Below are 22,092 nucleotides of genomic sequence, written 5' to 3' on the forward strand. Positions count from 1 at the left end.
AGGTGCCGGACAGCGCATTGCGCTTATCAGACAAGTAACGAAAGAGCCGTGATCGCCGTCCGGCAAATTCGGTTTTGGAGACCGGAAGTGGCTAGAACGATAAAGATAAAAGCAGGTGTACTGTTCACGGCCGGCGTCATGGCGCTGGCAGTCGCAGGAATGTCGAGCCCGGCTTTCGCGCAGCGCGACGACCGTGGCGAGCGGCCGCAGCGGGCCGCTCCCGCTCAGCAACAACAGCAGCCCCGTGCTAATCCCGCCCCGCAGATGCGCGCCCAGCGCGAAGCACCCCGTCCTCAGGGGCAACAGGGTCAGGGCCAGCGCGGCAATGACGGTGCGCGCGGCAACTGGCAACGCGGCGAAGGCCGGCAGGCACCAGTCCAGCAGGCCCGTCCCCAACAGGCGCCGGGCAATGCCAACGAAGTCCGACGCGGTCTTCCGGGATGGGCCGGCGGTACCCGCAACGGCGAACCGGTGAGCCGTACCAACCCGGCGCGCGGCAACGACGTGCGCGTGGACCGTGGCAACGATCGCGCCGGTGACCGGGGCCGCGACGACAATCGCGACCGTGGCCAAGGCTGGCGGGACAACGACGACCGGCGCGGTGACAATGGCCGCGGCGACAACCGCGACCGCGGCCAAGGCTGGCGCGGCAACGACGGACGCGGCGGCAACGATCGCGGCCAGGGCTGGCAGGGCAACAACGACCGGCGCGGCGACAACGACCGCTGGCGCGGCAACGGCAACAACCAGAGCCGCAACTGGGACCGCAACGGCTGGCGCCGCGACAATCGCTACGACTGGCAGGGCTACCGCGACCGCAACCGCTCGACCTACCGCATCGGCCGCTATTATGCGCCTTACCAGAACTACTCGTACCGGCGCCTGGGCATCGGCTTCTCGCTGGGTTCGATGTTCTACGGCAACCGCTACTGGATCAACAATCCCTGGCAGTACCGCCTGCCCGAAGTCTACGGCCCCTATCGCTGGGTCCGCTACTACGACGACGTGCTGCTGGTCGACATCTACAGCGGCCAAGTGGTCGACGTGATCTACGACTTCTTCTGGTAAGTCCGGCAAGAAGCGCACGACGAAAAGCCCCCGGGTTCGCTCGAGCCCGGGGGTTTTGCTTTGTCCCGAGCCTTTTGCAGGTGCGGCGATTGATCTGGGCGCCCGGGCAGGTACTCTGCGATGCAGATGACGATGCTCGCCCATCCCGACCAGAAGGCCCTTGCCAGGATCGGCGCCTCGGTTCGCGAGCGTCTGGCCGACGATCCCGCGGCCCGTCGCCTGCCGGAGGACCGCGCGGAAATCTACGCGATCGACGATTTCCTGCCCGTTCATGCCTGCACCCGCCTCATGGGCCTGATCGACGCGGTCGCCTGCCCTTCCGATCTCATCGACGCCGCCGACTGGCCTGACTACCGCACCAGCTACTCGGGCAACCTCGACGCCATGGACACTTGCGTGCAGGATCTCGAGGCGCGCATCTCCACCGTCACCGGCATCGCCGCGACGCGCGGCGAGACACCGCAGGGCCAGCGCTACCAGTGCGGCCAGTTCTTCCACGAGCATTGCGACTGGTTCGACACCGCCTCCAGCTACTGGCGGCGCGAGCGGCGCTGCGGCGGACAGCGAAGCTGGACGGCGATGGTCTATCTCAACACCGTCGACGAAGGCGGCCTGACCGACTTCACCCGTGTCGCGCTCAGCGTCCCTCCCTGCCCCGGCACCCTCCTGCTGTGGAACAACGCCCTGCCCGACGGCACGCCAAACCCCTGGACGATGCATGCGGCGCGGCCGGTGGTGCGCGGGGTGAAATACGTCGTTACCAAGTGGTTCCGGACGCGCACCTGGCAATGAGGCGCCCGTCCGGCTCGATCATCGCGGCGCCCGCGTTGGCCTGCGTGCTGGCCTGCGCGCCCGCAGGCCCGTTCACGCCCGCCCTTGCGCGCGAGGTGGCCGCGGCGACCACCGGCGCGGCGAGCGAGGTCCAGGCCAACAACTTGCGCCGCCTCTTCGCCGACGACGCCGGGCGCGAGGAAGCGCTCGATCCCCTGTCCGCGCTCTATCGGGGCGACATCGCCGACACCGCCGCCCTCGCGCGCATCTACACCGCCGGGTTGGAGCGCGAGCAACTCGCCTCCGCCCACCGCAGCCGCGATGCCCTGGCCGGTATCCGGCGCGCCGCGCTCTCACCCGACCTGCAGATCTCCTACGACGTCTTCGCTGCTCTCAAGGACGAAGAACTCGCCTCGCTGCGGCCCGAGGTGCGCGCGCTGACGGCGGTGCGCCCGTTCAATCATTTCGGCGGCCTCCACGTCGAGTTCCCCTCGCTGGTCGCGCCGGGCGGCGTCATCGCCTATGAGGACGAGCAGGACTATCAGGCGGCCCTGGCGCTCTACCGCGTGTTCCCCCGGATGCTCGACAACGCCATCCTGCGCTTTCGGGAAGGGCTGGCCTCGGGCGTCGTCGATCCGCGCCTGACGGTCGAGAACATGATCGGGCAGATCGACGCCATCCTCGCTCGCAGCGGGCCGGAATCACCTTTCCTTCAGTCCCTGGCCCAATTCCCGGACGCGGTCCCGCAAAGCGCCCGACCCGCCTTGCGCGCCGCCTTCGCCAGCGCGGTCGACGGCGAGGTTACGCCCGCCTACCGCCGCCTGCGCGCCTTCCTCGCCGAGGAATACCTGCCCTCGGCACGCGACAACGTCGGCCTGTCGCAGATGAAGGGCGGCCGCGACCTCTATCGCCTGTTGATCCGGCGCGAGACGACGCTCCCGCTCGAACCCGATGCCGTCCACCGCCTCGGCCTTTCCGAAGTGGCGCGCATCCGCCGCAAGATGGAAGGCGTGCAACGCGAACTGGGTGCATCGGGCGACCTCGACCTGTTCTTCGACCGGCTGCGGGACGATCCGCGCTTCCACCCCAAATCGGCACGGCAACTCGCGCAAGGCTTCGCCCGCATCGGCACCGAGGTCGATGCCGCGCTCCCGCGCTTCTTCGCGCAAGGCCCCGCCGCACCGTTGGCGATCGAGCCCTACCCCGCCTACCGTGCCCGCTACGAGGCCGGCGGCTCCTATGCCGAAGGCGATCCCGAGCGCCGGCGGCCGGGGGTGTTTTTCTATAATACCTACGACTTGTCGCACCGCTTCCTCAGCGGGATGACCACGCTCTACCTCCACGAGGCGGTGCCGGGCCATCACCTCCAGATCAGCCTCGCACGGGCCAATGCGCAACTGCCCCCGTTTCAGCGCTATGGCGACAACAGCGCCTTCGTCGAAGGCTGGGCGCTTTACGCCGAGACCCTGGGCTACGACATGGGCCTCTACACCGACCCGTTGCAGCACTGGGGCACGCTCGACGACGAGATGCTGCGGGCCATGCGCCTGGTGGTCGACACCGGCATCCACGCCCAGGGCTGGTCACGCGCGCAGGCGATCGACTACATGCTGGCGAACTCCGGCATGGGCCGCAGCGACGCCGAGAGCGAGGTCGACCGCTACATCGCCACCCCGGCGCAGGCGCTCTCCTACAAGATCGGCGCGCTCACCTTTCAGCGCCTGCGCGACAAGGCCCGCCGCCAACTGGGTGATCGCTTCGACATCCGCGGGTTCCACGAGGCCGTGCTGGGATCGGGCGCGCTACCGCTGCCGGTGCTGGAAACCGTGGTCGACCGCTGGATCGCGGCACGGACCGAACGGTAGAGTGACGGAGACCAATATTTACCGCTCGTCATCGATCTGAACCGCGGCACGCCGGGAGGTGGGCGCGGCACGGCCCGCGGTCCCGGGTGGCGCCCGGGACGACGGGGAGTTTCAGGTTTCCTCGCCCGCCTCGGCGCTCGCCCGGGTGGCGAGGAATTCGAACAGGTGGTCCATGCGCTTGTGCAGGCGGATGATCTCCAGCTGCGTGCGCAAGTTCACCTCGTAGTCGTGACGCGCGGCGATGCGATCCTTGTCCGACTGGCGGTTCTGGCTCATCATGATGACCGGCGCCTGGATCGCCGCCAGCGTCGAAAGCATCAGGTTGAGGAAGATGTAGGGATAGGCGTCGAAGGGATGCAGCCCGAAGATCTCCAGCAGCCGGCTGTTGACCAGCATCCAGCCGAACAGCACCACGCCGAAGGCGATGATGAAGCCCCAAGATCCACCGACCGCCGCGACTTTGTCGGCCAGCCGGTCGGGGAAGGTGGCGTGGAGCGCAGCTTCCTCCTGCGCATCCGGGCCCATCACGCTGCCCGAGGCGATGCGCTCGAGCACCCGCCGTTCCTCGGCGTCAACGTCGGCCAGCTTGCGGCCGAGCAGTTCCTCGCAGAGGTCCTCGGGTGATCGGTGGGGACTGTGCATCGGGCCTCGTCTTTCGGGTCAGGCCGCTGCTTCGAGCGCTTGGGCGATCAACTTGCGCGTTTCGGGCACCCCGTAAAGAGCGATGAAGCTGCCCATGCGCGGCCCCTGCGACGAGCCGAGCAGCGTTTCGTACAGCGCCTTGAACCAGCCGCGCAGGCTCTCGAAGCCGTAGGCCTCGGTCTTGCCGATCTCGTAGACCATGTTCTGCAGTTCCTCCGCCGTGGCTTCGGGGCCGGCGGCCTCGAGCTGGGCGTCAAGCGCCTGCAGCGCCGCGGCCTCGCTGGCGGAGGGCGCACGGCGCTGGAGGGTCGGCGCGATGAAATCGCGGTTGGTGGCAAGCGCGGCACGCACCATGTCGGCCAGCGCGGGGTGCGCTTCGGGCGTGGCGTCGGCGACGTAGTTGCCGAGGTACGACCAGACCTGCTCGGGCGTCGCATCCGCACCCAGCACGCCGACGAGGTTGAGCAGCAGCGCGAACGTGACCGGCAGGGTATCGCCACCGTGCCCCTCGACGCCCGTTCGTTCGCCATTGGCACGCAGCAGGTGCCACACCGGGTTGCCGAGTTGCTTGTCGAGCGCCTGGCCAGCGAGGTTGCCGCGGAACTGCCAGTATTCGTCGACCGCCTTGGGGATCACGCCGACATGGAGCTGCTTGGCGCTCTTGGGTTCGCGGAACAGGTAGAAGCTGAGCAATTCCTCGGTGCCGTAGGTCAGCCACTGCTCGATGGTGAGGCCATTGCCCTTGGACTTGGAGATCTTCTCGCCGTTCTCGTCGAGAAACAGTTCGTAGATCAGCCCTTCGGGCCGGCGGCCGCCGAGGATCTGGACGATCTTGCCAGACTGGGTGACCGAATCGGTCAGGTCCTTGCCGCACATCTCGTAATCGACGCCCAGCGCGTACCAGCGCATCGCCCAGTCGACCTTCCACTGCAGCTTGGCCTGCCCGCCGAACGCCGACTGCTCGACGACGGTGCCGTCCTCGTCGGTGAAGCGGATCAGGCCGGTGGCGGCGTCGATCACTTCGACCGGCACCTGCAACACCACGCCGCTGGTGGGCGAGACCGGCAGCACCGGCGAATACGTCTTGCGACGCTCCTCGCGCAAGGTCGGCAGCATGACGCCCATGATGCCCTCGAAATGCGCGAGGACATTACCCATCGCGGCGTCGAAGCCGCCCGAATTGTAGCGATCGCTCGCCGAGACGAATTCGTAGTCGAACCCGAAGCGATCGAGGAAATCGCGCAGCATCGCGTTGTTATGGTGCGCGAAGCTCTCGTGCGTGCCGAACGGATCGGGAATGCGGCTGAGCGGCTTGCCGAGGTTGGCGGTGAGCAGGTCCCGGTTCGGCAGGTTCTCGGGCACCTTGCGAAGCCCGTCCATGTCGTCCGAAAAGGCGACGAGGCGCGTCGGCGCACCGCCGGTCAGCGCCTCGTAGGCGCGGCGTACCAGGGTGGTGCGCAACACTTCCTGGAACGTGCCGATATGCGGCAGGCCCGAGGGACCGTAGCCCGTCTCGAACAGCACAGGCGCAGGCTGGCCATCGGGGCCGGTCTTTCCCTGCGGATAGCGCTTGAGCAGCTTCTGGGCCTCCTGGAAGGGCCAGGCCTTGGACACGCGGGCGGCTTCGATCAGGGCATTTTCAGTCATGGCCGCGCTCTTTGGCGAAAAGCGCGATTTTCGCAAGGGTGGAGTGGTTCGCCGTAGTCGCGACCTACCCTGGCACACCAGGCCTCGTCACCCTGAACTTGTTTCAGGGGGCATCGGGCCGCAAGCGCAGTGGCCGGACCCGCCAACCGTCAGCGTGGCGTTGCATTGGCGATGTCCCGCCGTCCCGTCATACTGAAACGAGTTCAGGATGACGGGGCGCTGGGGGTAACGCTGATGCCGTACCCGCTGTGTTACTCAATCGCGCCAGGCCCACTCGTACGTAAGCGGCGCCTCGCGAAAGGCGAAGCGGTCGATGTGGACCGCCACCACCCCGGTCAGCCGCTCGATAGCCTCGCGGTCCTCGCCGGTGATGGCGATGGCGATGCCGCTGTCGTCGGCCGCCATGGTCGCCACGGCGTTGGGAAAGGTCACCGTGCCGGTATCCCCCTCCACCTGCGTCTCCAGCTTGTGACTCCAGTGCTTGCAGAGCTGGCGAATATACTTACCGCCGCTTTGCGTGCTCACCCTGGCTTCGATGGTGCTCAACGTTCGATCCTTTCGATCTTGCGCGTGGCCTCGTCGATAACGTCGGCCACCTGCAGGATCAAGTCGCGGTCGGCGCCCTCGTCCGAGAGACGGTCGAACACCGCGGTCTTGAGCGCGTGGAAGGCCCGGCGCACGGGGGCTGGATCGACCTTGTCGCGCTGCGCGGCGAGCGCGCCGAGCCGTTCCTTGAGTTCGGCCACCCTGGCCTCGTCGCTCTGCGCCTTGGCACGGCCCTCGTCGGTCACGTCGAAGGCCTTGCGGGCAGTGTCGTCGGCGAGCGGCGCGATCAGGCCTGATTCCTCCATGTAGATCAGCGCGGGGTAGATCACCCCCGGGCTCGGCGCATAGTCGCCACCCGAAAGCGCTTCGATCGCGCGGATCAGGTCGTAGCCGTGGCGCGGGCTTTCGGCGATCAGTGCGAGCATCAGGGCCTGCAGTTCACCCTGGTCGAACAGGCGCTTGCGCCGTCCGCCGCCGGGACCACGGCCACCGCCGCGCGGCCCACCGGGAGCGCCCGGACCCATGCCCCAGCCACTGCCGCCACGCCCCCTGCCACCAGGACCACCGGGGAAGCCTTCCCCGAAGCCGTCGCGGCCCATGCCGAAATTCCCGCGCTCCATGCCGGGCCGGCCCCGGCCACCGAACATCGCGCGGACTTCGTCCATGCCGCCCCTGGCCGCGGCCAGCAGGACCGCGCGGTCGAGGCCGTGGCCGAAACGGCGCCCCCTGCGCCCATGTCCATGGTGGCCGTGGCCACGTTCGTTGTCTTGATTCATGCTTCTCATCGTTGGTTCCATATCTTTCATGATTGCTCTAAGATATATCTCGATTGATTTTACGCAAGGTCCGAAAGTGTATCCGGAGGTAATTTTTGCGTGCGCATCGGTCCGCCTGCCGTTTTCAAGTTCGTCCGCGACCCCTAAGACGGGCTTCATGGCCGCCCCGCCCCTCCCCGCCCTTCATGCCAGTCACGGCGGTAGCTGGCTGCGCGAAGGCTCCGCGACGCGCCCGATTTCCAAGGGCGAGGCAGTCATGGCGGCGGCCGACACGCCCCAATTGATCCTCAACGCACCGCTGCTGGCGACGCGGCTGGGCTATCCCGACCTTTCTGGCCTGGACCTGCTCGAACTCTACGCTTTCGTGCACCCGGCCCGCTTCGTGGTGCCCACGCCAAAGGGTCTCGCCCATGCGCTGGGCCTCGCCGAGCCCGACGGCGATCCCGACGTGCCGCGTCTCCTCCAGCAAGCCGCCGGTGCCCTCCTGGAGATGTGCGAGAGGCCCGATTGGCCGGAACGCGAAGGCGCCTGGACCTCGCTGCAGTCGCTCGTGCGCATGCGCTGGCCCTGGGCGACCCTGCTCACCGCGCGCATCGGCCGGCCCGAGCGCGCCGAGCGCTGGCTGTTCACCCGCCTGCCCGAATGGGAGGAAAGCCCCGAGCCACCACAACCGCGCCAGGTCGTCCTCGACGAGGCTCAAGTGCTGGCGCGCCTTGCAAAGCTGACCGGCGCCACCGCCGAGCAGCGCCCCGGCCAGCGCGCCTATGCCGCCGAAGCCGCCTTCGCCTTCGCGCCGCGCGAACGGTCGGGCCATCCGCATGTCCTGCTGGCGCAGGCCGGCACCGGGATCGGCAAGACGCTGGGCTATCTCGCCCCGACCTCGCTCTGGACCGAACAGTCGGGCAGCACCGTCTGGGTCTCCACCTACACCAAGGCCCTGCAACGCCAGTTGCGGCACGAAAGCCGCCGCGCCTGGCCCGAGCGCCGCCCGGACGGCACGCGCCCCGTGGTGGTCCGCAAGGGCCGCGAGAACTACCTGTGCCTTCTCAACCTCGAGGACGCGCTGCAGGGGGGCTTCTCGGGCCGCGCTGCGATCCTCGCCCAACTGGTCGCACGCTGGGCCGCCTATTCGCGCGACGGCGACATGATCGGCGGCGACCTGCCCGGCTGGCTCGGCACCTTGTTCCGCCAGCGCGGTGTGGCGGCACTGACCGACCGGCGCGGCGAATGCGTCTATGCGGGCTGCCCGCATTACCGCAAATGCTTCATCGAGCGCTCGACCCGCGCCAGCGTCGGGGCAGACCTCGTGATCGGCAACCATGCCCTCGTCATGGTCAATGCCGCGAGGGGACGCGATCCCGCCTCACGCCCCACCCGCATCGTCTTCGACGAAGGCCACCACGTCTTCGACGCCGCCGACTCCACCTTTGCCGCCGCTCTCACCGGCGCCGAGGCGATAGAACTGCGGCGCTGGGTGATCGGCCCGGAGAAAGCCTCGAAAGGCCGCCGCAGGGGCCTGTCCGCGCGCCTCGCCGACATCGCCAGCTACGACGAGACCGGCGGCAAGGCGATCACCGACGCGCGCGCCGCCGCCGAAGCCCTCCCCGGCGACGGCTGGATGCAGCGCATCGGCGAGAGCGCCGCCTCCGGTCCGCTGGAGGAACTGCTCGCCGCCGTGCGCGCCACCGTCTACGCACGCGACGAGAGCGGCGGGCAGGATGCCGGCTACGCGCTGGAGACCGAGGCCGCCGGCCTCGAAGGCGCCTTCGTCGAAGTGGCGCAGGCCGCGCGCATGGCGCTTGCCGAATTGCGCCAGCCCCTGATCCGCCTCGGAATGAGGCTCGAAGCACTGCTGGAGGAACCGCCCGACTGGCTCGACGGCCAGGGCCGCGCCCGCCTCGAAGGCGCGCGCCATTCGCTGACCTGGCGGGTCGACACGCTCGCTGCCTGGGAAGCCCTGCTCAATCGCCTCGGCGGCGCTGCCGATCCCGAGTTCGTCGACTGGCTCGCCGTCGATCGCTCGGAAGCGCGCGAGTACGACATCGGCATCCACCGCCGCTGGCTCGACCCGATGAAGCCTTTCGCCAAAGTCGTGCTGGAGCCGGCCCACGGCGTCATCGTCACTTCGGCGACGTTGCGCGACGGGGACGACTGGACCAAGGCCGTGGCCCGCTCCGGCGCCGCTCAAATCGAAGTGGCTCCGCGCCTCTCCACCCACCAGAGCCCGTTCGACTATGCCGAGCAGGCCGAAGTGCTGATCGTCACCGACGTTCCCCGAGGCGACATCCCCAGCCTCGCCGCAGCCTATGGCCGCCTGATCGAAGCCTCCAATGGTGGCGCGCTCGGCCTCTTCACCGCGATCCGCCGGCTGCGCGCGGTCCATGGCCGCATCGCCGACCGCCTCGCGCGCGGTGGCCTGCCGCTCTATGCCCAGCACGTCGACCCGATCGACACCGGCACCCTGGTGGATATATTCCGCGACGATCCCGCCGCCTCGCTGCTCGGCACCGACGCGCTGCGCGACGGGGTCGACGTGCCCGGTCATTCGCTGCGACTCGTGGTGATGGAACAAGTCCCCTGGCCGCGCCCCTCGATCCTGCACCGCGCCCGGCGGCTGGCGAACGGCGGCGGTGCCTACGACGACACGCTGATCCGCGCCAAGCTCGCACAGGCCTTCGGTCGGCTTATCCGCAGCCGCGAGGACCGGGGGCATTTCGTGGTGCTTTCGCCTGCCTTCCCCTCGCGCCTGCTCTCAGCCTTCCCGGCTGGCACGCCGATCCGCCGCATTTCGCTGGAGGAGGCTTTACAGCGCGTGGCCGGCCATGCTTCAGGGGCCACGGCGGAACCGGCCGAAGACCCGCGTCCGCTTTTCTGATCCGCACCCGCACGAGATTGGCCCGCTACTCATGAACACGCCTGCATGAAAACCCTGGGCATCTTCCGCCACGCCAAGTCGGACTGGACCGATGCGCGCCTGCGCGATTTCGACCGCCCGCTCAACAAGCGCGGCCGAGTGGGCGCGGGCGTCATGGGCAAGCACATCCGCGACCACGGGGTCGGCTGGAAGCGGGTGCTCGCCTCGCCTGCCGTGCGAGTCACCCAGACCATCGAGATCGCCGGCGAAGCCGCCGGCGAGACCCCGCCGATCACCTGGGACCGGCGCATCTACCTCGCCAACTCGGCGACCCTGATGGACGTGCTGCGCGAGCAGGACGAACATGGCGCTCCCCGCACGATCATGCTGGTCGGCCACAATCCCGGACTCGAGGATCTCATCTTCGACCTCGTCCCCGACGATGGCAGCAACCCGCTGCGCGACATCGTCGAGGACAAGTTCCCGACCGCGGCCTATGCCGTGATCGAGTTCGACATCGAAAACTGGGCAGACCTGGGCGAAGGCTGCGGCCGACTGGTCCATCTCGTGCGACCGCGCGACCTCGACCCGTCGCTGGGGCCGGCTCTGACGGACTGAGGCGCGGAATCGATAACACTTTCCTGCCGGAGCTGATCCGGGATCGCGGAGTACTCTCGAGGCGGGAGCCTGCCATGGCCAACCGCCAAGCCGTCAGTCCAGAGTGGCCTTGCCCACGGGCCCGGACAAAGTCCGGGACGACGAGGTTCCAGAACGGCTTCAGGCCGCGGCCAGCCCTGCAGCCAGCCCGGCACGGATGGCCGCAAGTTTGGTCAAGAACTCGTCATCCACCACAGGCACCGCTTCTTCGGGCGAACTTTTGGCAATACTTGCCGAGGGCGGCGGCAACTTGTCGTCGATCACTTTGGCCGCGCCACGCAGTGTATATCCCTCGCGGTGCACGAGGCGGTCGATCTCTACGATCAGTGCCACGTCCTCGGGACGATAGTAGCGGCGTGAACCGCTGCGCTTGATGGGGCTCAGCGCCGGGAACTGTTCTTCCCAGTAGCGCAGAACGTGGGGACGGATCCCCAGCGCCTTGGCCACTTCGCCGATGGTGCGCAGGGCCTGCGCGTCCTTGCCATCCTCGAAAACGGGGACGGCGTCGAACAACGGGGTTTCTGGACTGGTCATATCTGCCTTATCCCGAAGGGTTTTCCCTTCAATCCTGGGCGATACGGTCCTTCAGCATCTGGCTGGCGCGGAACGTCATGACCCGTCGCGGGGTGATCGGCACTTCCACGCCGGTCTTGGGGTTGCGTCCTACCCGCTCGCCCTTGTCGCGAAGCAGGAACGTGCCGAAGCCCGAGATCTTCACGTTCTCGCCACTGCTGAGAGCCGAGCACATGTGCTGCAGGATCGCTTCCACCATGGCAAGCGACTCCGCCCTGGATATGCCCAGCTTCCTGTGAATGGCCTCGGCAATTTCTGCCCGTGTCAAAGTATCTGTTGAGCGCATCAAGCCCGCATCCCCTTCGTGCGCCGATGAGGGGATAATATGAAAAACCGGGAAGAAAGCAATCCTGCGTCCAATATTGAACGTAAATGGACGAATGTAGGGAACGTCTAAACGCGAATCAGGCTCGCACCCCACGTAAATCCGCCACCCATGGCCTCCAGCATGACCAGATCGCCTGCCTTTATCCGCCCGTCGCGGACGGCCTGATCGAGTGCGAGGGGCACCGAGGCGGCCGAGGTATTCGCGTGCTGGCCGACCGTCACGACCACCTTGTCGGGGCTCAGGTTCAGCTTCTTGGCAGTCGCATCGAGAATGCGCGCATTGGCCTGGTGCGGCACGAGCCAGTCGATGTCGTCGGTAGAAAGACCAACTTCATCAAGGACTTCCTTGAGAACCGAAGCCAGGTTGACGACGGCGTGGCGGAACACCTCGCGGCCCTTCATGCGCAGTTTTCCAACTGTTCCGGTGGTCGAGGGACCGCCGTCCACATAGAGCAACTGGTTGTGCGCGCCGTCGGCATGGAGGCGCGTGGCGAGGATGCCCCTCTGTGTTTCACCCTCCTGCTCCTGCGCCTCGAGCACGACGGCGCCGGCACCGTCGCCGAACAGGACGCAGGTGGTCCGGTCTTCCCAGTCGAGAATCCGGCTGAAAGTCTCCGCGCCGATCACCAGCGCGCGCTTGGCCATGCCGGTGCGCAGCATCGAATCGGCGACCCCCAGGGCATAGAGGAAGCCCGAGCATACAGCGGCAACGTCGAAGGCGATGCCGCCGCGGCAGCCGAGATTGCTCTGCACCAGCGTGGCGCTGGCCGGAAAGGTCTGGTCGGGCGTCGCCGTGGCCAGCACGATGAGGTCGATCGACGATGCCTCGATCCCGGCGGCCTCGATAGCCTTGCGCGCGGCGTCGGTGGCAAGCGTCGTCGTGGTCTCGTCGGGCGCGGCGATGTAGCGATTGGTGATGCCGGTGCGCTCGACGATCCACTCGTCGCTGGTGTCCACGCGCTCCGCGAGCTGGGCGTTGCTCACGGCCTGGCGCGGCAGTGCCGAGCCCGTTCCGATCAGGACGGAGCGAATCATCAGGCGCGCTCTTCCTGCACGCCCGGCACCTTGCGGGGCTTGCGCAGGTTCGACCCGCCCACGCGGGCCAGGTCGGCGATGATACGCTCGGTCACGTTTTCCTCCAGGAGCCGGGCGGTCACCGCCACGGCATTGGCCACTCCGGCAGCGTTGGCGCTACCGTGGCTCTTTACGACAATGCCGTTGAGGCCCAGGAAGACCGCGCCATTGTGATTATTGGGATCGAGATGGTGCTTGAGCAGTTCGGTCGCCGGCTTCGAGATCAGGAAACCGATCTTGGACCGCAGCGAGCTGGAGAAGCCGCGCTTCAGCAGGTCCGCGACGAACCGCGCCGTGCCTTCCACCGCCTTGAGAGCGACGTTGCCCGAGAACCCGTCGGTGACGACGACGTCGACATCGCCGCGGCAGATCTTGTCCGCCTCGGTAAAGCCATCGAAGGACATCGACAGGTCGGCCGCCGCGCGCAGTATGGCGGCAGCGTCGCGCACTTCGTCGGTGCCCTTGATTTCCTCGGAGCCGATGTTGAGCAGCCGCACGCGCGGTTGCTCACGCCCCGTGGCGACGCGGGCATAGGCGGCGCCCATGATCGCGAACTGCACGAGGTTGCGGCTGTCGCATTCGGTATTGGCGCCGAGGTCGAGCATGACCACGTCGTTGTCGCCCAGCGTCGGCAGCAACGCGGCCAGCGCGGGTCGATCGATACCGGGCATCGTGCGCAGCGAGAGCTTGGCGATCGCCATGAGCGCGCCGGTATTCCCGGCACTGACGGCAGCCCCGGCATGGCCGAGCTTCACCGCCTCGATGGCGCGACCCATCGACGTGCCCTTGGCACGACGCAAGGCCTGGCTCGGCTTGTCCTCGCCACTGATGACCCCTTCGGTGTGAAGGATCTCGGAGCTTGCCCGCAAGTTGGGGTGCGTTTCGAGCGCAGCCTTGATCCGCGTCTCGTCACCGACAAGCAGGAACTTGAAGCGGTCGTGCCGGCGGCGCGCGAGTGCGGCGCCATCGATCATGACGCGCACGCCCTCGTCACCGCCCATCGCGTCAATGGCGATACGCGGCAAACTCATGGGCTCTCTCCGAAATTCGTCAGGTGTCTTTAGACTTCGACCGCGACGATTTCACGACCGTTGTAGTGGCCGCAAGCGTTGCACAGGTTATGCGGACGCTTCAGTTCGCCGCAGTTCGAGCACTCGTGGTACGCGGCAGGCGTCAGCGCATCATGGCTGCGACGCATGCCACGGCGGGAAGGGGTGGTTTTTCTTTTAGGGACAGCCATTTCGGCACCTGTTCCTGGAAATGCGTTTTTGTCAAAAAGGCCGCCGGTGACCTTTGAAGGGCGCGGCGGCTTGCGAAGGCGCGCCTATACCTCATTTCAGGCGAGTTGCAACCCGTTAGTCCCTCGCCCATGAACGCGGTGACCAACCCGCGCCGAACCCCAGCGCCCATCGGAGTACGACCGAATGATTCTGCAGACCACCCTGAGCCTCGCCGCCGCGGCGGGCGTGCTCAACTTCTGGCTGGCGGTGCGCATAAGCAAGGCGCGCCTCGCCAGCAAGGTCTGGCACGGCGACGGCGGCGACCCGCTGCTGCTTCAGCGCATGCGCGCACAGGCGAACTTCGTCGAGTACACGCCCTTCGTGCTGATCCTGATCGCGGCGATCGAACTGACCGGCAAGGGTGGGACGTGGCTGGCGGCGGTCGGCTCTGTCTATATGCTGGCGCGCGTCTTCCACGCCTTCGGCATGGACAAGGCCGCCCCCGCCGCCCTGCGCGGCATCGGCGCCTCGGTGACGTTCTTGGTCCTGTTGGGGCTGTCGGTCATGGCCGTGCTGATCGCGCTGGGGCGGTTCTGAAGCCTAGACTTTTTATATATACGTCGCCCCGCGCTTGCGGGCGACGTTCTTTCCCACCAGATATTCCTAACGATAAAGGCCCTGGCCCGGCCGGCCGCCTTCGAGTGCGTCGTCGCCGACATAGGGATTAGTGCGGCGCTCCTGCCCGAACGTGCTGATCGGGCCGTGCCCGGGCACGAACGTGACGTCGTCGCCGAGGGGCCACAACTTGCGGGTGATCGAATCGACGAGATCGTCGAGATTGCCGCGCGGGAAGTCCCAGCGGCCGATGCCCCCCTGGAACAGCACGTCCCCTACCATAGCGAAGCGGCTGGGCGCATGGTGGAACACGACGTGCCCGGGAGTGTGGCCGGGGCAATGGACGACGTCGATCTCCAGCTCGCCGACCGTGACCGTGTCGCCGTCCTCGAGCCAGCGGTCGGGCTCGAAGGTATGGGCTTCCATGTTCCAGCGCGGGCCGTCGTCGCTGAGCTGGGCGATCCAGAAGCGGTCCTCCTCGTGCGGGCCTTCGATCGGCACGCCGAGTTCCTTGGCCAGCACCCCGGCCTGCCCGCAGTGGTCAAGGTGGCCATGGGTGACGAGGATCTTCTCGATCGTCACACCGGTCTTCTCGATCGCCTGCCTGAGCTTGGGCAAATCCCCGCCCGGATCGACGAGCGCACCGCGCATCGTCCTGGTACACCACAGGAGCGAGCAGTTCTGCTGCAGTGGCGTCACGGGGATGATGCCCACGCGCATCTGCTGCTCGGCGACGGTATCTGTGCTTTCGGTCATGCCCACGAAAATGGCGGTAGCGGCGCGCAAATGCAACCGGGCGGGCAACGAGGCTCCCGATCGCCCAACCCACCTGCCCGCGGCGCCTAGATCCGCCCGCCCTTCCACACCACCCGGCCGATCACCTCGACGTCCGGTGCCGCGCACTCGACCGGCGGATAGGCCGGATTGTCGCTGATCAGCATGATCTTGCCGGGTCTCCCGGTATCGAGGCGCTTGACCAGCAGGCTGTCGCCCACTCGCACGACGTGGATACCGTCGCGCAGCGGCCGCAGCGTGCGGTCGACGAGGATTTCGTCGCCATCGCGCAAGCTGGGCTCCATCGAATCGCCGCTGACCACGATGGTGGAAAGATGCCCAGGCTGCAGGCCCATCGAGCGCAGCCAGCGCCACGAGAAACGAATCGTGTCGAACACCAGTTCGCCGTCGGGATCGGCCCCCGGCCCCGCCGATGCACCAACCATGAGACGCGGCACGTCAATCCAGTCGCGCTTCCGGGACTGGTCCGGAATGACGTAGGAATTTTCCTTCATCTTGCCGAGTTCGCGTTCATCGACGCCGAAGAACCGGGCCAGCATCCCGCGGTCCTGCTCCTCTAGCCTGCGAGGGCTTCCCTTGCGCACGAACTGCTGGAGATAGCTGGAATTTTTTCCCAGCATCTGTGACAGGCGCGACAGGCTTACACGCCGTTCATCGGCTAGTTGAAGCAGGCGGGTGCGGGCTGGATCGCTTTCCATATTGTAATCCATATGCGTAGGAAATTTCCTAGACAAGTAGGATTTGGAACGGAACATAAACGGAACAAACAGTCAATCCACGAAAGGACCTGCCTGGATGCTCCTGCGCCAGATCGAACGCTTCCTGCGCGAAACGGATATGCCGTGGACCAAGTTCGGCCGCCTCGCCGCCCAAGATCCGCGCTTCGTGGCGGACCTTCGCAACGGCCGCGTGCCGCGCGACCGCACCGCCGCACGAGTTGAATGCTTCATGAAAGCCTATCTCGCCGGCGCGATGGAGAGCGGTCATGCCCTCTGATGCCCTTCGCAACGCGGCCCCCACCGCGCGCTTCGAGACCCCGGCCGTCGCACCGACCCGCCCCCACCGCGGCCCCTGGCTGCGGCTGCTCGCGGAAATGCTGCAACTGGCGGGACCCCGCGCGGAGTTCCTGCGCCACACGGAGAAATCATGGTCGAGCGCGACCTTTACCGGGTCGCGGCACCGCGTCGTGCTGGCGTTCGGGGGCGTCGACGGGGTGGTCGAGGGCGAAGCCTATGTGGCAGCCCTGCCTGAACACGAGTTCACCATCGTCGGCCAACTGGTAGCCGACGCTATGGTGGTGGCAGTCGAGCACCAGCTCTTGCCCGCCCCCCGCATGACCGTGGAGGCCGAGTTGTTGCTGCTGGAGGAATACTAAGGGCCGGCGGAAGGGCCGGGCGGACCTGCTCCATGGAACCCGGCCTCGCTCCGTCGCCCCGCCCGGGCCCCGCTCCTTGTACCCTGCTCCGATAATAAGCAAACGGCGCCCCCGCCTGCGCGAGAACGCCGTTTGCTGCTTGGATCAGAATGCTCCGCCGGCGCTCAGAGCGCCCGCGACAGCTCCTTTATCTCGATATTGAGGATGCGGTCGTTCTCAGAATAGTCCACCGGGCAGTCGATGATGTGAACGCCCGGCGTATCGCGGCAATGGACGAGCAATTCCTTGAGGTGCGCCGCGCTTTCCACCCGGTGGCCGTTGGCGCCGTAAGCCTCGGCGTACTTCACGAAGTCGGGATTGCCATACGAAAGCCCGAAGTCCGCAAAGCCCATGTTCGCCTGCTTCCAGCGAATCATGCCGTAGGCGTTGTCGTTCAGGATCAGCACCGTCAGGTCGAGGCCGAGGCGCACCGCGGTCTCCAGTTCCTGGCTGTTCATCATGAAGCCGCCATCGCCACAGACCGCGAAGACCTTGCGGTCGGGATAGACCATCGCGCTGGCCATGGCGGAAGGCAGCCCGGCCCCCATGGTCGCCAGCGCATTGTCGAGCAGCACCGTATTGCGCCCGCGCGCCGAATAGCCGCGCGCGAACCATAGCTTGTAGATGCCATTGTCGAGGCAGATGATCGCATCGTCGGGCAGCGCCTCGCGCACCTGGTGGACGGCGTGAGGCGGGAAGATCGGGAAGCGCTCGTCGGCGGCCAGCTTCGAGGTATGCTCCACTTCGGCGCGGCGATAGCGCAGCATCGATTCGAAGTTCCACTTCTCCGAGGGCGTGATCGCTTCCTTGAGCTGCCACATGGCGTTGGCGATGTCGCCGATCACCTCGATATGCGGGAAGTAGACCGGGTCCACCTCGGCGGTCTTGGTCGAGATATGGATCACCACGCGGTCGTCGTTGGTGCCGTCGTTGTGCATGAAGAACGGCGGCTTCTCGATGACGTCGTGACCGATGTTGACGATGCAGTCCGCATCCTCGATCGCGCGGTGGACGAAATCCCCGGCCGAAAGCGCCGCGCAGCCCAGGAAGCCGGGGTGGCGCTCGTCGATCACGCCCTTGCCCAACTGCGTGGTGAGAAACGGAATGCCGGTCTTCTCGACGAACTCGCCGAGCATCTTGCTGGTCATCTTGCGGTTGGCACCGGCGCCGATCACCAGCACCGGCTTCTTCGCCTTCTGCAGCGCGTCGACCGCTTGGACGATCGACTTCACGTCCGCCGTCGGCCGCCGCACGATGGAGCGCGGGACGGGGCGCGAGTCGGTGTGCTCGTCGGCGATGTCCTCGGGCAGTTCGATATGGGTGGCGCCGGGCTTTTCCTCCTCCGCGATACGGAACGCCTCGCGAACGCGGCTGGGAATGTTGTCCGAGGACGCCATCTGGTGCGCGTACTTGGTGATCGGCTGCATCATCGAGACCACGTCGAGGATCTGGAAGCGGCCCTGCTTGGATTTCTTGATCGGCTTCTGGCCGGTAATCATCAGCATCGGCATGCCGCCCAGCGTCGCATAGGCCGCGGCCGTCACGAAGTTGGTCGCGCCCGGGCCCAGCGTCGAAAGGCACACGCCGGCCTTGCCGGTATGGCGACCGTAAGTGGCTGCCATGAAGCCCGCGCCCTGCTCGTGCCTGGTGAGGATCAGCCTGATCTGTGTCGAGCGCGAGAGCGAATTCGAGGAAGTCGAGGTTCTCCTCGCCTGGTACGCCGAAAATGTACTCGACGCCTTCCTGTTCGAGACACTCGATGAACAAGTCCGACGCCTTGCGCTTGTCGCCTTCAGCCATGATCCGCTTTCCCCACATTTCGGTGCCGGAGCCTGTTCGACATCCGGTCGTGCCCGCGCCTGATACGCGATTTGCCACAGGCCCTGCCCTGATGAATTCAATAGCCTCCTGACAAAACTAATAGGCGGGCGCAAGGAAACCGTCGTCGCGCCACTGGCACGGGACGGGTGGATCAATAGCCGGCGGCCAAATCCACCCGGTGTTCCAGCGCCTCGCCGCGGCAAAAGCGCGCCAGATTGTCGAGGAACCGCGCCGCCCCCCGCGCGAACAGCGCATCCTGCGCCCGGCCCGACAAATGCATGGAGATATGCACGTTCTCGCGCGACCACAGCGGATGGTCGGCCGGCAGCGGCTCGGGTGTCGTGACGTCGAGGAAAGCGCCGCCCAGATGCCCGGTATCGATCGCCGAGAGCAGCGCGTCCTGGTCGACCACCGTTCCGCGCGCGAAATTGAGCAGCGTTGCCCCCGGCTTCATCGCGGCGAACTGCGCAGGGCCGAACATGCCGGTGGTCTGCGGCGTCGACGGTACGATCAGGATCACCCAGTCGAACCGGCCGAGCGCGCCCTGCCATTCGTCCTGGCCGAGGTCGCCCGGCCCCGGCCGGCGGCGCGCGCTTGTCACTTTCGCGCCGAACACGCGCAGCATCTCGGCGATGCGCGAACCGATCTCGCCCGCGCCTATCACCAGAACTTGCGCATCGAGCAGCTCGCGCTTGCCGGGAGGCTGCGCCAGCCACTCGTGCCGATCCTGCGCCCGCACGACCTCGCGCCACCCCTTGGCCATCGTCAGCATGCCCATGACCGCGAACTCGGCGACCGACTGCGCGTGGATGCCAGCGCCGTTGGTGAGCTGGACGCCGCGTTCGCGCAACGCGTCGAGCGGCAGCCAGTCGACGCCCGAGGACATCGCGGTGTACCACCGCAGCTCCGTCATGAGACCGATCGCTTCGCGCGCGACAGCCGGCGCGATCATGTCGAGCCAGGCGATCTGCGCGCGAGGCGCCAGCGCCAGAAGTTCGTCGGTGCCCGCGAACCAGAGCGCCTCGACGCCGTCGGGAAGCTTGCCTTCCAGCCACGGGCGCAGATCGGCGTTGAGAAGGGCGAGGGTCATTGACTGGCTCCGAGAATGGGCAAGAACTGCAAGACCGGAACGTCGGGCAGGGAGAATGGGGTGACAAGAGCGCGATTCGCATCGGCTATTGCCGTTTTGGGCATGTTCGCAGGCATACCCGCAGCCTTTGCCCAGGATGAAGGCGTCGGCGAAGTGGTCGTCACCGCCATGCGCCGCGAGGCCGACGATTATACCGCCGACATGCCGGCGGTGGGCTTGCGTCGCAAGGCCGACTTCGCCGTCGCGCAAGTCTCCGTCATGGGCGACAGTCGCGACAAGGCCCAGCGCGAGGGCGAAATCTACGATATGATCCGGGCCGCGATAGCCGCCGCGCCGCGCGCCGGGGTGCAGCTCGCCTATGGCGAACGCACCCTCCAGCCGCTAAGCCTCGCCAACTATCGCGAACTGACGCTGAGCGGCGATGGGCGACCGGACAGCCAACGGGCCCGGTTCCTCGTCAAGGTGCCGCTGACCGGCACGATGGATGCCCAGGGCGCGCAAGGGGCTATCACCGCGTTCGTCAAGGCCGTGAAGCCGGTGGGCCGCGCGCAGATGGCCGAATCCGACGACCTTACCTTGTCCGTCGTCGCGCCCGACCAGTATCGCGGCGCCATCGCCGATGCCATCGCCGCCGATGGCAAGGCCATGGCGGCGCGCCTCGGCCCCGACTACGGCGTTGAGATCGAAGGGCTCAACCGCCCGGTGGAATGGGCGCGCGCCGGATTGTCCGAAGTGCTGCTCTACATGCCCTACAGGCTGTTGGTCGTGCCCCGGCGATAGGCGCCGACCACCGCGCGCTCATCCCAGCTTCCATTCCCAACCGAGCGGATCACCGTCCATCACCTCGACACCCTTGGCGACAAGCTCGTCGCGCAGGGCGTCGGAAGTCGCGAAGTCCTTCTCGGCGCGGGCCTGCTTGCGGCGGGCGAGGACGTCCTCGATCTCCGCCTCGGTGATCGCCGCAGCCTTCGGAGCCAAGCGCAAGTCGGCACGCGAGGTGCCGAACAAGTCGAGGCCCAGCACCGCGTCCATCGCTTCGACCGCGGCGCGCTTGGCCGACGGCTCGACCTTCTTGGCAGCCAGAACGTCCTCCAGCGCGGTAAGCGCGATGGCGGTGTTGAGATCCTCGCCGATCGCCTTCTCGAACGTTTCGAGCATCGGCGCGAGCTTGGTATGAGCCGCATCGCCCGCTTCCACGTCGGCAAGCCGTTCCGCCACGATAATCATCCGCTTGAGGCGCACCAGCGCTGCGGCCAGGCCCTCCCAGCTGAACTCCAGCTCGCTGCGGTAGTGCGCCTGGAGGCACATCATGCGGTAGCCGAGCGGGTGGTAACCCTTGTCGACGAGCAGTTGCAGTCGCAGGAACTCGCCCGAGGACTTGCTCATCTTTCCCGAGCGCTCGACCAGGAAATTGTTGTGCATCCATACTTTAGCGCCCGAATTTGCGGGCACGTCGAGACTGCAGGAATCTCCCGCTTTGCAGCAGAATGCTTGGTTCTGGGCGATCTCGTTGGGATGGTGGATCTCGCGGTGGTCAATGCCGCCGGTGTGGATGTCGAACGGAAAGCCGAGCAGGTCGCCGCTCATCACCGAGCATTCTAGGTGCCAGCCTGGGGCGCCCGGGCCCCAAGGCGAATCCCACTCCATCTGCCGTTTCTCGCCCGGCGGCGTCTTGCGCCAGATCGCGAAGTCGGCAGCATTGCGCTTGCCTTCGACCGCGTCGATGCGCCCCTCCCCCTCGTCCGTCACCGCGCGGGCGAGGCGACCGTAATCGGAAACCGTGGAGACGTCGAAATAAAGCCCACTTTCCAATTCGTAGCAATGAGTTGGCGCGATCTTCTCGGCAAATTCTATCATCTGCGGCACGTAGTCGGTGGCGATCGACCACTTTGCCGGCGCGCGAATGTTGAGCGCGGCGATGTCGGCCCAGTAGGCCTTAGTGTAATGCGCGGCGATGTCCCAGATCGACTGGGCCTGCGCCTTCGCCATCTTCTCCATCTTGTCTTCGCCGGCATCCGCGTCGTCGGTGAGGTGGCCGACGTCGGTGATGTTGATGACGTGGGTAAGCGTGTAGCCCTTGTAAGTCAGCGTGCGCCCCAGCACGTCGGCGAAAACGTAGGCGCGCATGTTGCCGATGTGGGGGTAGTTGTAGACCGTCGGCCCGCAGGTATAGACGCGCGCCTCGCCGGGATGGACGGGCTCGAACGGTTCGAGCTGGCGGGTCAGGCTGTTGAACAGCGTGAGGTTGGATGCGTCGGTCATGCGTTCGCGCATAAGCGGCCCGTCAAGGCGAGGTCAATCCTCGTCGTCCCGGACTTGATCCGGGGCCGCTGGCGG

22 protein-coding genes and 1 pseudogene are annotated in these 22,092 nt (G+C 66.7%); 9 read left to right on the forward strand and 14 right to left on the reverse strand.

Annotated elements, in window-relative coordinates:
• Positions 1 to 87 precede the first annotated feature (87 nt).
• The 3 genes from ACFFDA_RS14940 to ACFFDA_RS14950 all read left to right on the forward strand — a co-directional run bounded on the left by ACFFDA_RS14940 (position 88) and on the right by ACFFDA_RS14950 (position 3,704).
• Positions 88 to 1,068 (forward strand): RcnB family protein, encoded by a 981-nt coding sequence (locus tag ACFFDA_RS14940; RefSeq protein WP_404481344.1) that lies wholly within the window; start codon positions 88 to 90, stop codon positions 1,066 to 1,068.
• Positions 1,069 to 1,194: 126 nt separating this feature from the next.
• The gene (locus ACFFDA_RS14945; protein WP_404482761.1) at positions 1,195 to 1,860 is read left to right on the forward strand and encodes a 2OG-Fe(II) oxygenase; all 666 of its coding nucleotides are present in this window, start codon (positions 1,195 to 1,197) and stop codon (positions 1,858 to 1,860) included.
• Positions 1,857 to 3,704 carry a DUF885 domain-containing protein gene (locus ACFFDA_RS14950; RefSeq protein ID WP_404481345.1) on the forward strand — a complete coding sequence of 616 codons (1,848 nt, stop codon included), beginning with the start codon at positions 1,857 to 1,859 and terminating at the stop codon, positions 3,702 to 3,704. Before ACFFDA_RS14945 ends, ACFFDA_RS14950 begins: the two co-directional genes overlap by 4 nt.
• A 111-nt stretch (positions 3,705 to 3,815) precedes the next feature.
• Here the strand turns inward: ACFFDA_RS14950 and ACFFDA_RS14955 are convergent, their stop codons facing one another.
• From ACFFDA_RS14955 to ACFFDA_RS14970, 4 genes are all read right to left on the reverse strand, one after another.
• The gene (locus ACFFDA_RS14955; RefSeq protein ID WP_404481347.1) at positions 3,816 to 4,346 is read right to left on the reverse strand and encodes a DUF1003 domain-containing protein; all 531 of its coding nucleotides are present in this window, start codon (positions 4,344 to 4,346) and stop codon (positions 3,816 to 3,818) included.
• 18 nt (positions 4,347 to 4,364) lie between these two features.
• Positions 4,365 to 5,993, reverse strand: coding sequence for a lysine--tRNA ligase (locus ACFFDA_RS14960; protein WP_404481349.1), 1,629 nt, complete (start codon positions 5,991 to 5,993; stop codon positions 4,365 to 4,367).
• A 255-nt stretch (positions 5,994 to 6,248) separates the two neighbouring features.
• Complete coding sequence (locus ACFFDA_RS14965) at positions 6,249 to 6,539, reverse strand: DUF2218 domain-containing protein (RefSeq protein ID WP_404481351.1); 291 nt, start codon at positions 6,537 to 6,539, stop codon at positions 6,249 to 6,251.
• Positions 6,536 to 7,315, reverse strand: coding sequence for a PadR family transcriptional regulator (locus ACFFDA_RS14970; protein ID WP_404481353.1), 780 nt, complete (start codon positions 7,313 to 7,315; stop codon positions 6,536 to 6,538). Before ACFFDA_RS14970 ends, ACFFDA_RS14965 begins: the two co-directional genes overlap by 4 nt.
• A 157-nt stretch (positions 7,316 to 7,472) precedes the next feature.
• On the opposite strand from ACFFDA_RS14970, the gene ACFFDA_RS14975 reads away from it, so the two are divergent.
• Both ACFFDA_RS14975 and ACFFDA_RS14980 read left to right on the forward strand, forming a co-directional pair.
• Positions 7,473 to 10,190 carry an ATP-dependent DNA helicase gene (locus tag ACFFDA_RS14975; RefSeq protein ID WP_404481355.1) on the forward strand — a complete coding sequence of 906 codons (2,718 nt, stop codon included), beginning with the start codon at positions 7,473 to 7,475 and terminating at the stop codon, positions 10,188 to 10,190.
• Between the two features lie 45 nt (positions 10,191 to 10,235).
• Entirely contained in the window at positions 10,236 to 10,787 is a 552-nt protein-coding gene (locus ACFFDA_RS14980) for a SixA phosphatase family protein (RefSeq protein ID WP_404481357.1), read from the forward strand.
• A 159-nt stretch (positions 10,788 to 10,946) separates the two neighbouring features.
• Here the strand turns inward: ACFFDA_RS14980 and ACFFDA_RS14985 are convergent, their stop codons facing one another.
• From ACFFDA_RS14985 to rpmF, 5 genes are all read right to left on the reverse strand, one after another.
• Positions 10,947 to 11,360: a MerR family transcriptional regulator gene (locus ACFFDA_RS14985; RefSeq protein ID WP_404481359.1), complete on the reverse strand. Its 414-nt coding sequence runs from the start codon at positions 11,358 to 11,360 to the stop codon at positions 10,947 to 10,949.
• 28 nt (positions 11,361 to 11,388) lie between these two features.
• Positions 11,389 to 11,685, reverse strand: coding sequence for an integration host factor subunit alpha (locus ACFFDA_RS14990; protein WP_404482762.1), 297 nt, complete (start codon positions 11,683 to 11,685; stop codon positions 11,389 to 11,391).
• Positions 11,686 to 11,792: 107 nt separating this feature from the next.
• Positions 11,793 to 12,761, reverse strand: coding sequence for a beta-ketoacyl-ACP synthase III (locus ACFFDA_RS14995; protein ID WP_404481361.1), 969 nt, complete (start codon positions 12,759 to 12,761; stop codon positions 11,793 to 11,795).
• Positions 12,761 to 13,831: a phosphate acyltransferase PlsX gene (plsX, locus tag ACFFDA_RS15000; protein ID WP_404481363.1), complete on the reverse strand. Its 1,071-nt coding sequence runs from the start codon at positions 13,829 to 13,831 to the stop codon at positions 12,761 to 12,763. The genes ACFFDA_RS14995 and plsX overlap by 1 nt, the downstream gene beginning before the upstream one ends.
• A 29-nt stretch (positions 13,832 to 13,860) precedes the next feature.
• On the reverse strand, positions 13,861 to 14,040 hold the full coding sequence (rpmF, locus tag ACFFDA_RS15005) for a 50S ribosomal protein L32 (protein ID WP_404481365.1): 180 nt from the start codon (positions 14,038 to 14,040) through the stop codon (positions 13,861 to 13,863).
• Positions 14,041 to 14,224: 184 nt separating this feature from the next.
• On the opposite strand from rpmF, the gene ACFFDA_RS15010 reads away from it, so the two are divergent.
• Positions 14,225 to 14,617, forward strand: a complete 393-nt coding sequence (locus tag ACFFDA_RS15010) for an MAPEG family protein (protein WP_404481366.1) — start codon at positions 14,225 to 14,227, stop codon at positions 14,615 to 14,617.
• Between the two features lie 66 nt (positions 14,618 to 14,683).
• On the opposite strand, the gene ACFFDA_RS15015 is transcribed toward ACFFDA_RS15010, so the two are convergent.
• The gene (locus ACFFDA_RS15015; RefSeq protein ID WP_404481368.1) at positions 14,684 to 15,391 is read right to left on the reverse strand and encodes an MBL fold metallo-hydrolase; all 708 of its coding nucleotides are present in this window, start codon (positions 15,389 to 15,391) and stop codon (positions 14,684 to 14,686) included.
• An 86-nt stretch (positions 15,392 to 15,477) separates the two neighbouring features.
• Positions 15,478 to 16,128, reverse strand: a complete 651-nt coding sequence (locus ACFFDA_RS15020) for a helix-turn-helix transcriptional regulator (RefSeq protein WP_404481370.1) — start codon at positions 16,126 to 16,128, stop codon at positions 15,478 to 15,480.
• A gap of 97 nt (positions 16,129 to 16,225) precedes the next feature.
• Between ACFFDA_RS15020 and ACFFDA_RS15025 the strand changes: the two genes are divergently transcribed.
• Together ACFFDA_RS15025 and ACFFDA_RS15030 are read left to right on the forward strand one after the other, a co-directional pair.
• On the forward strand, positions 16,226 to 16,426 hold the full coding sequence (locus ACFFDA_RS15025) for a hypothetical protein (RefSeq protein ID WP_404481372.1): 201 nt from the start codon (positions 16,226 to 16,228) through the stop codon (positions 16,424 to 16,426).
• Entirely contained in the window at positions 16,416 to 16,805 is a 390-nt protein-coding gene (locus ACFFDA_RS15030; RefSeq protein WP_404481374.1) for a hypothetical protein, read from the forward strand. Before ACFFDA_RS15025 ends, ACFFDA_RS15030 begins: the two co-directional genes overlap by 11 nt.
• Before the next feature lie 164 nt (positions 16,806 to 16,969).
• On the opposite strand, the pseudogene ACFFDA_RS15035 reads toward ACFFDA_RS15030, so the two are convergent.
• Both ACFFDA_RS15035 and ACFFDA_RS15040 read right to left on the reverse strand, forming a co-directional pair.
• Positions 16,970 to 18,644, reverse strand: a pseudogene (locus ACFFDA_RS15035) (acetolactate synthase large subunit).
• A gap of 172 nt (positions 18,645 to 18,816) precedes the next feature.
• Positions 18,817 to 19,755: a D-2-hydroxyacid dehydrogenase gene (locus tag ACFFDA_RS15040; RefSeq protein WP_404481375.1), complete on the reverse strand. Its 939-nt coding sequence runs from the start codon at positions 19,753 to 19,755 to the stop codon at positions 18,817 to 18,819.
• 102 nt (positions 19,756 to 19,857) lie between these two features.
• Between ACFFDA_RS15040 and ACFFDA_RS15045 the strand changes: the two genes are divergently transcribed.
• A complete protein-coding gene (locus ACFFDA_RS15045) occupies positions 19,858 to 20,535 on the forward strand; it encodes a TonB-dependent receptor (protein ID WP_404481377.1) in 678 nt (225 codons plus the stop codon).
• Between the two features lie 18 nt (positions 20,536 to 20,553).
• On the opposite strand, the gene cysS is transcribed toward ACFFDA_RS15045, so the two are convergent.
• Positions 20,554 to 22,017, reverse strand: a complete 1,464-nt coding sequence (gene cysS / locus ACFFDA_RS15050) for a cysteine--tRNA ligase (protein ID WP_404481378.1) — start codon at positions 22,015 to 22,017, stop codon at positions 20,554 to 20,556.
• Positions 22,018 to 22,092 lie beyond the last annotated feature (75 nt).

The organism is Novosphingobium sp. BL-52-GroH (assembly GCF_044813085.1).
In the GTDB taxonomy this organism is placed as follows: Bacteria; Pseudomonadota; Alphaproteobacteria; order Sphingomonadales; family Sphingomonadaceae; genus Novosphingobium.

Excerpts from the sequence above, each read along its gene's own strand:
- ACFFDA_RS14945 (WP_404482761.1), top strand. The coding sequence starts at position 1,195 with ATGACGATGCTCGCCCATCCCGACCAGAAGGCCCTTGCCAGGATCGGC.
- ACFFDA_RS14950 (WP_404481345.1), top strand. The coding sequence starts at position 1,857 with ATGAGGCGCCCGTCCGGCTCGATCATCGCGGCGCCCGCGTTGGCCTGC.
- ACFFDA_RS14955 (WP_404481347.1), bottom strand. The coding sequence starts at position 4,346 with ATGCACAGTCCCCACCGATCACCCGAGGACCTCTGCGAGGAACTGCTC.
- ACFFDA_RS14960 (WP_404481349.1), bottom strand. The coding sequence starts at position 5,993 with ATGACTGAAAATGCCCTGATCGAAGCCGCCCGCGTGTCCAAGGCCTGG.
- ACFFDA_RS14970 (WP_404481353.1), bottom strand. The coding sequence starts at position 7,315 with ATGAATCAAGACAACGAACGTGGCCACGGCCACCATGGACATGGGCGC.
- ACFFDA_RS14975 (WP_404481355.1), top strand. The coding sequence starts at position 7,473 with ATGGCCGCCCCGCCCCTCCCCGCCCTTCATGCCAGTCACGGCGGTAGC.
- ACFFDA_RS14980 (WP_404481357.1), top strand. The coding sequence starts at position 10,236 with ATGAAAACCCTGGGCATCTTCCGCCACGCCAAGTCGGACTGGACCGAT.
- ACFFDA_RS14985 (WP_404481359.1), bottom strand. The coding sequence starts at position 11,360 with ATGACCAGTCCAGAAACCCCGTTGTTCGACGCCGTCCCCGTTTTCGAG.
- ACFFDA_RS14990 (WP_404482762.1), bottom strand. The coding sequence starts at position 11,685 with ATGCGCTCAACAGATACTTTGACACGGGCAGAAATTGCCGAGGCCATT.
- ACFFDA_RS14995 (WP_404481361.1), bottom strand. The coding sequence starts at position 12,761 with ATGATTCGCTCCGTCCTGATCGGAACGGGCTCGGCACTGCCGCGCCAG.
- plsX (WP_404481363.1), bottom strand. The coding sequence starts at position 13,831 with ATGAGTTTGCCGCGTATCGCCATTGACGCGATGGGCGGTGACGAGGGC.
- rpmF (WP_404481365.1), bottom strand. The coding sequence starts at position 14,040 with ATGGCTGTCCCTAAAAGAAAAACCACCCCTTCCCGCCGTGGCATGCGT.
- ACFFDA_RS15010 (WP_404481366.1), top strand. The coding sequence starts at position 14,225 with ATGATTCTGCAGACCACCCTGAGCCTCGCCGCCGCGGCGGGCGTGCTC.
- ACFFDA_RS15015 (WP_404481368.1), bottom strand. The coding sequence starts at position 15,391 with ATGACCGAAAGCACAGATACCGTCGCCGAGCAGCAGATGCGCGTGGGC.
- ACFFDA_RS15020 (WP_404481370.1), bottom strand. The coding sequence starts at position 16,128 with ATGGAAAGCGATCCAGCCCGCACCCGCCTGCTTCAACTAGCCGATGAA.
- ACFFDA_RS15025 (WP_404481372.1), top strand. The coding sequence starts at position 16,226 with ATGCTCCTGCGCCAGATCGAACGCTTCCTGCGCGAAACGGATATGCCG.
- ACFFDA_RS15030 (WP_404481374.1), top strand. The coding sequence starts at position 16,416 with ATGCCCTCTGATGCCCTTCGCAACGCGGCCCCCACCGCGCGCTTCGAG.
- ACFFDA_RS15040 (WP_404481375.1), bottom strand. The coding sequence starts at position 19,755 with ATGACCCTCGCCCTTCTCAACGCCGATCTGCGCCCGTGGCTGGAAGGC.
- ACFFDA_RS15045 (WP_404481377.1), top strand. The coding sequence starts at position 19,858 with ATGTTCGCAGGCATACCCGCAGCCTTTGCCCAGGATGAAGGCGTCGGC.
- cysS (WP_404481378.1), bottom strand. The coding sequence starts at position 22,017 with ATGACCGACGCATCCAACCTCACGCTGTTCAACAGCCTGACCCGCCAG.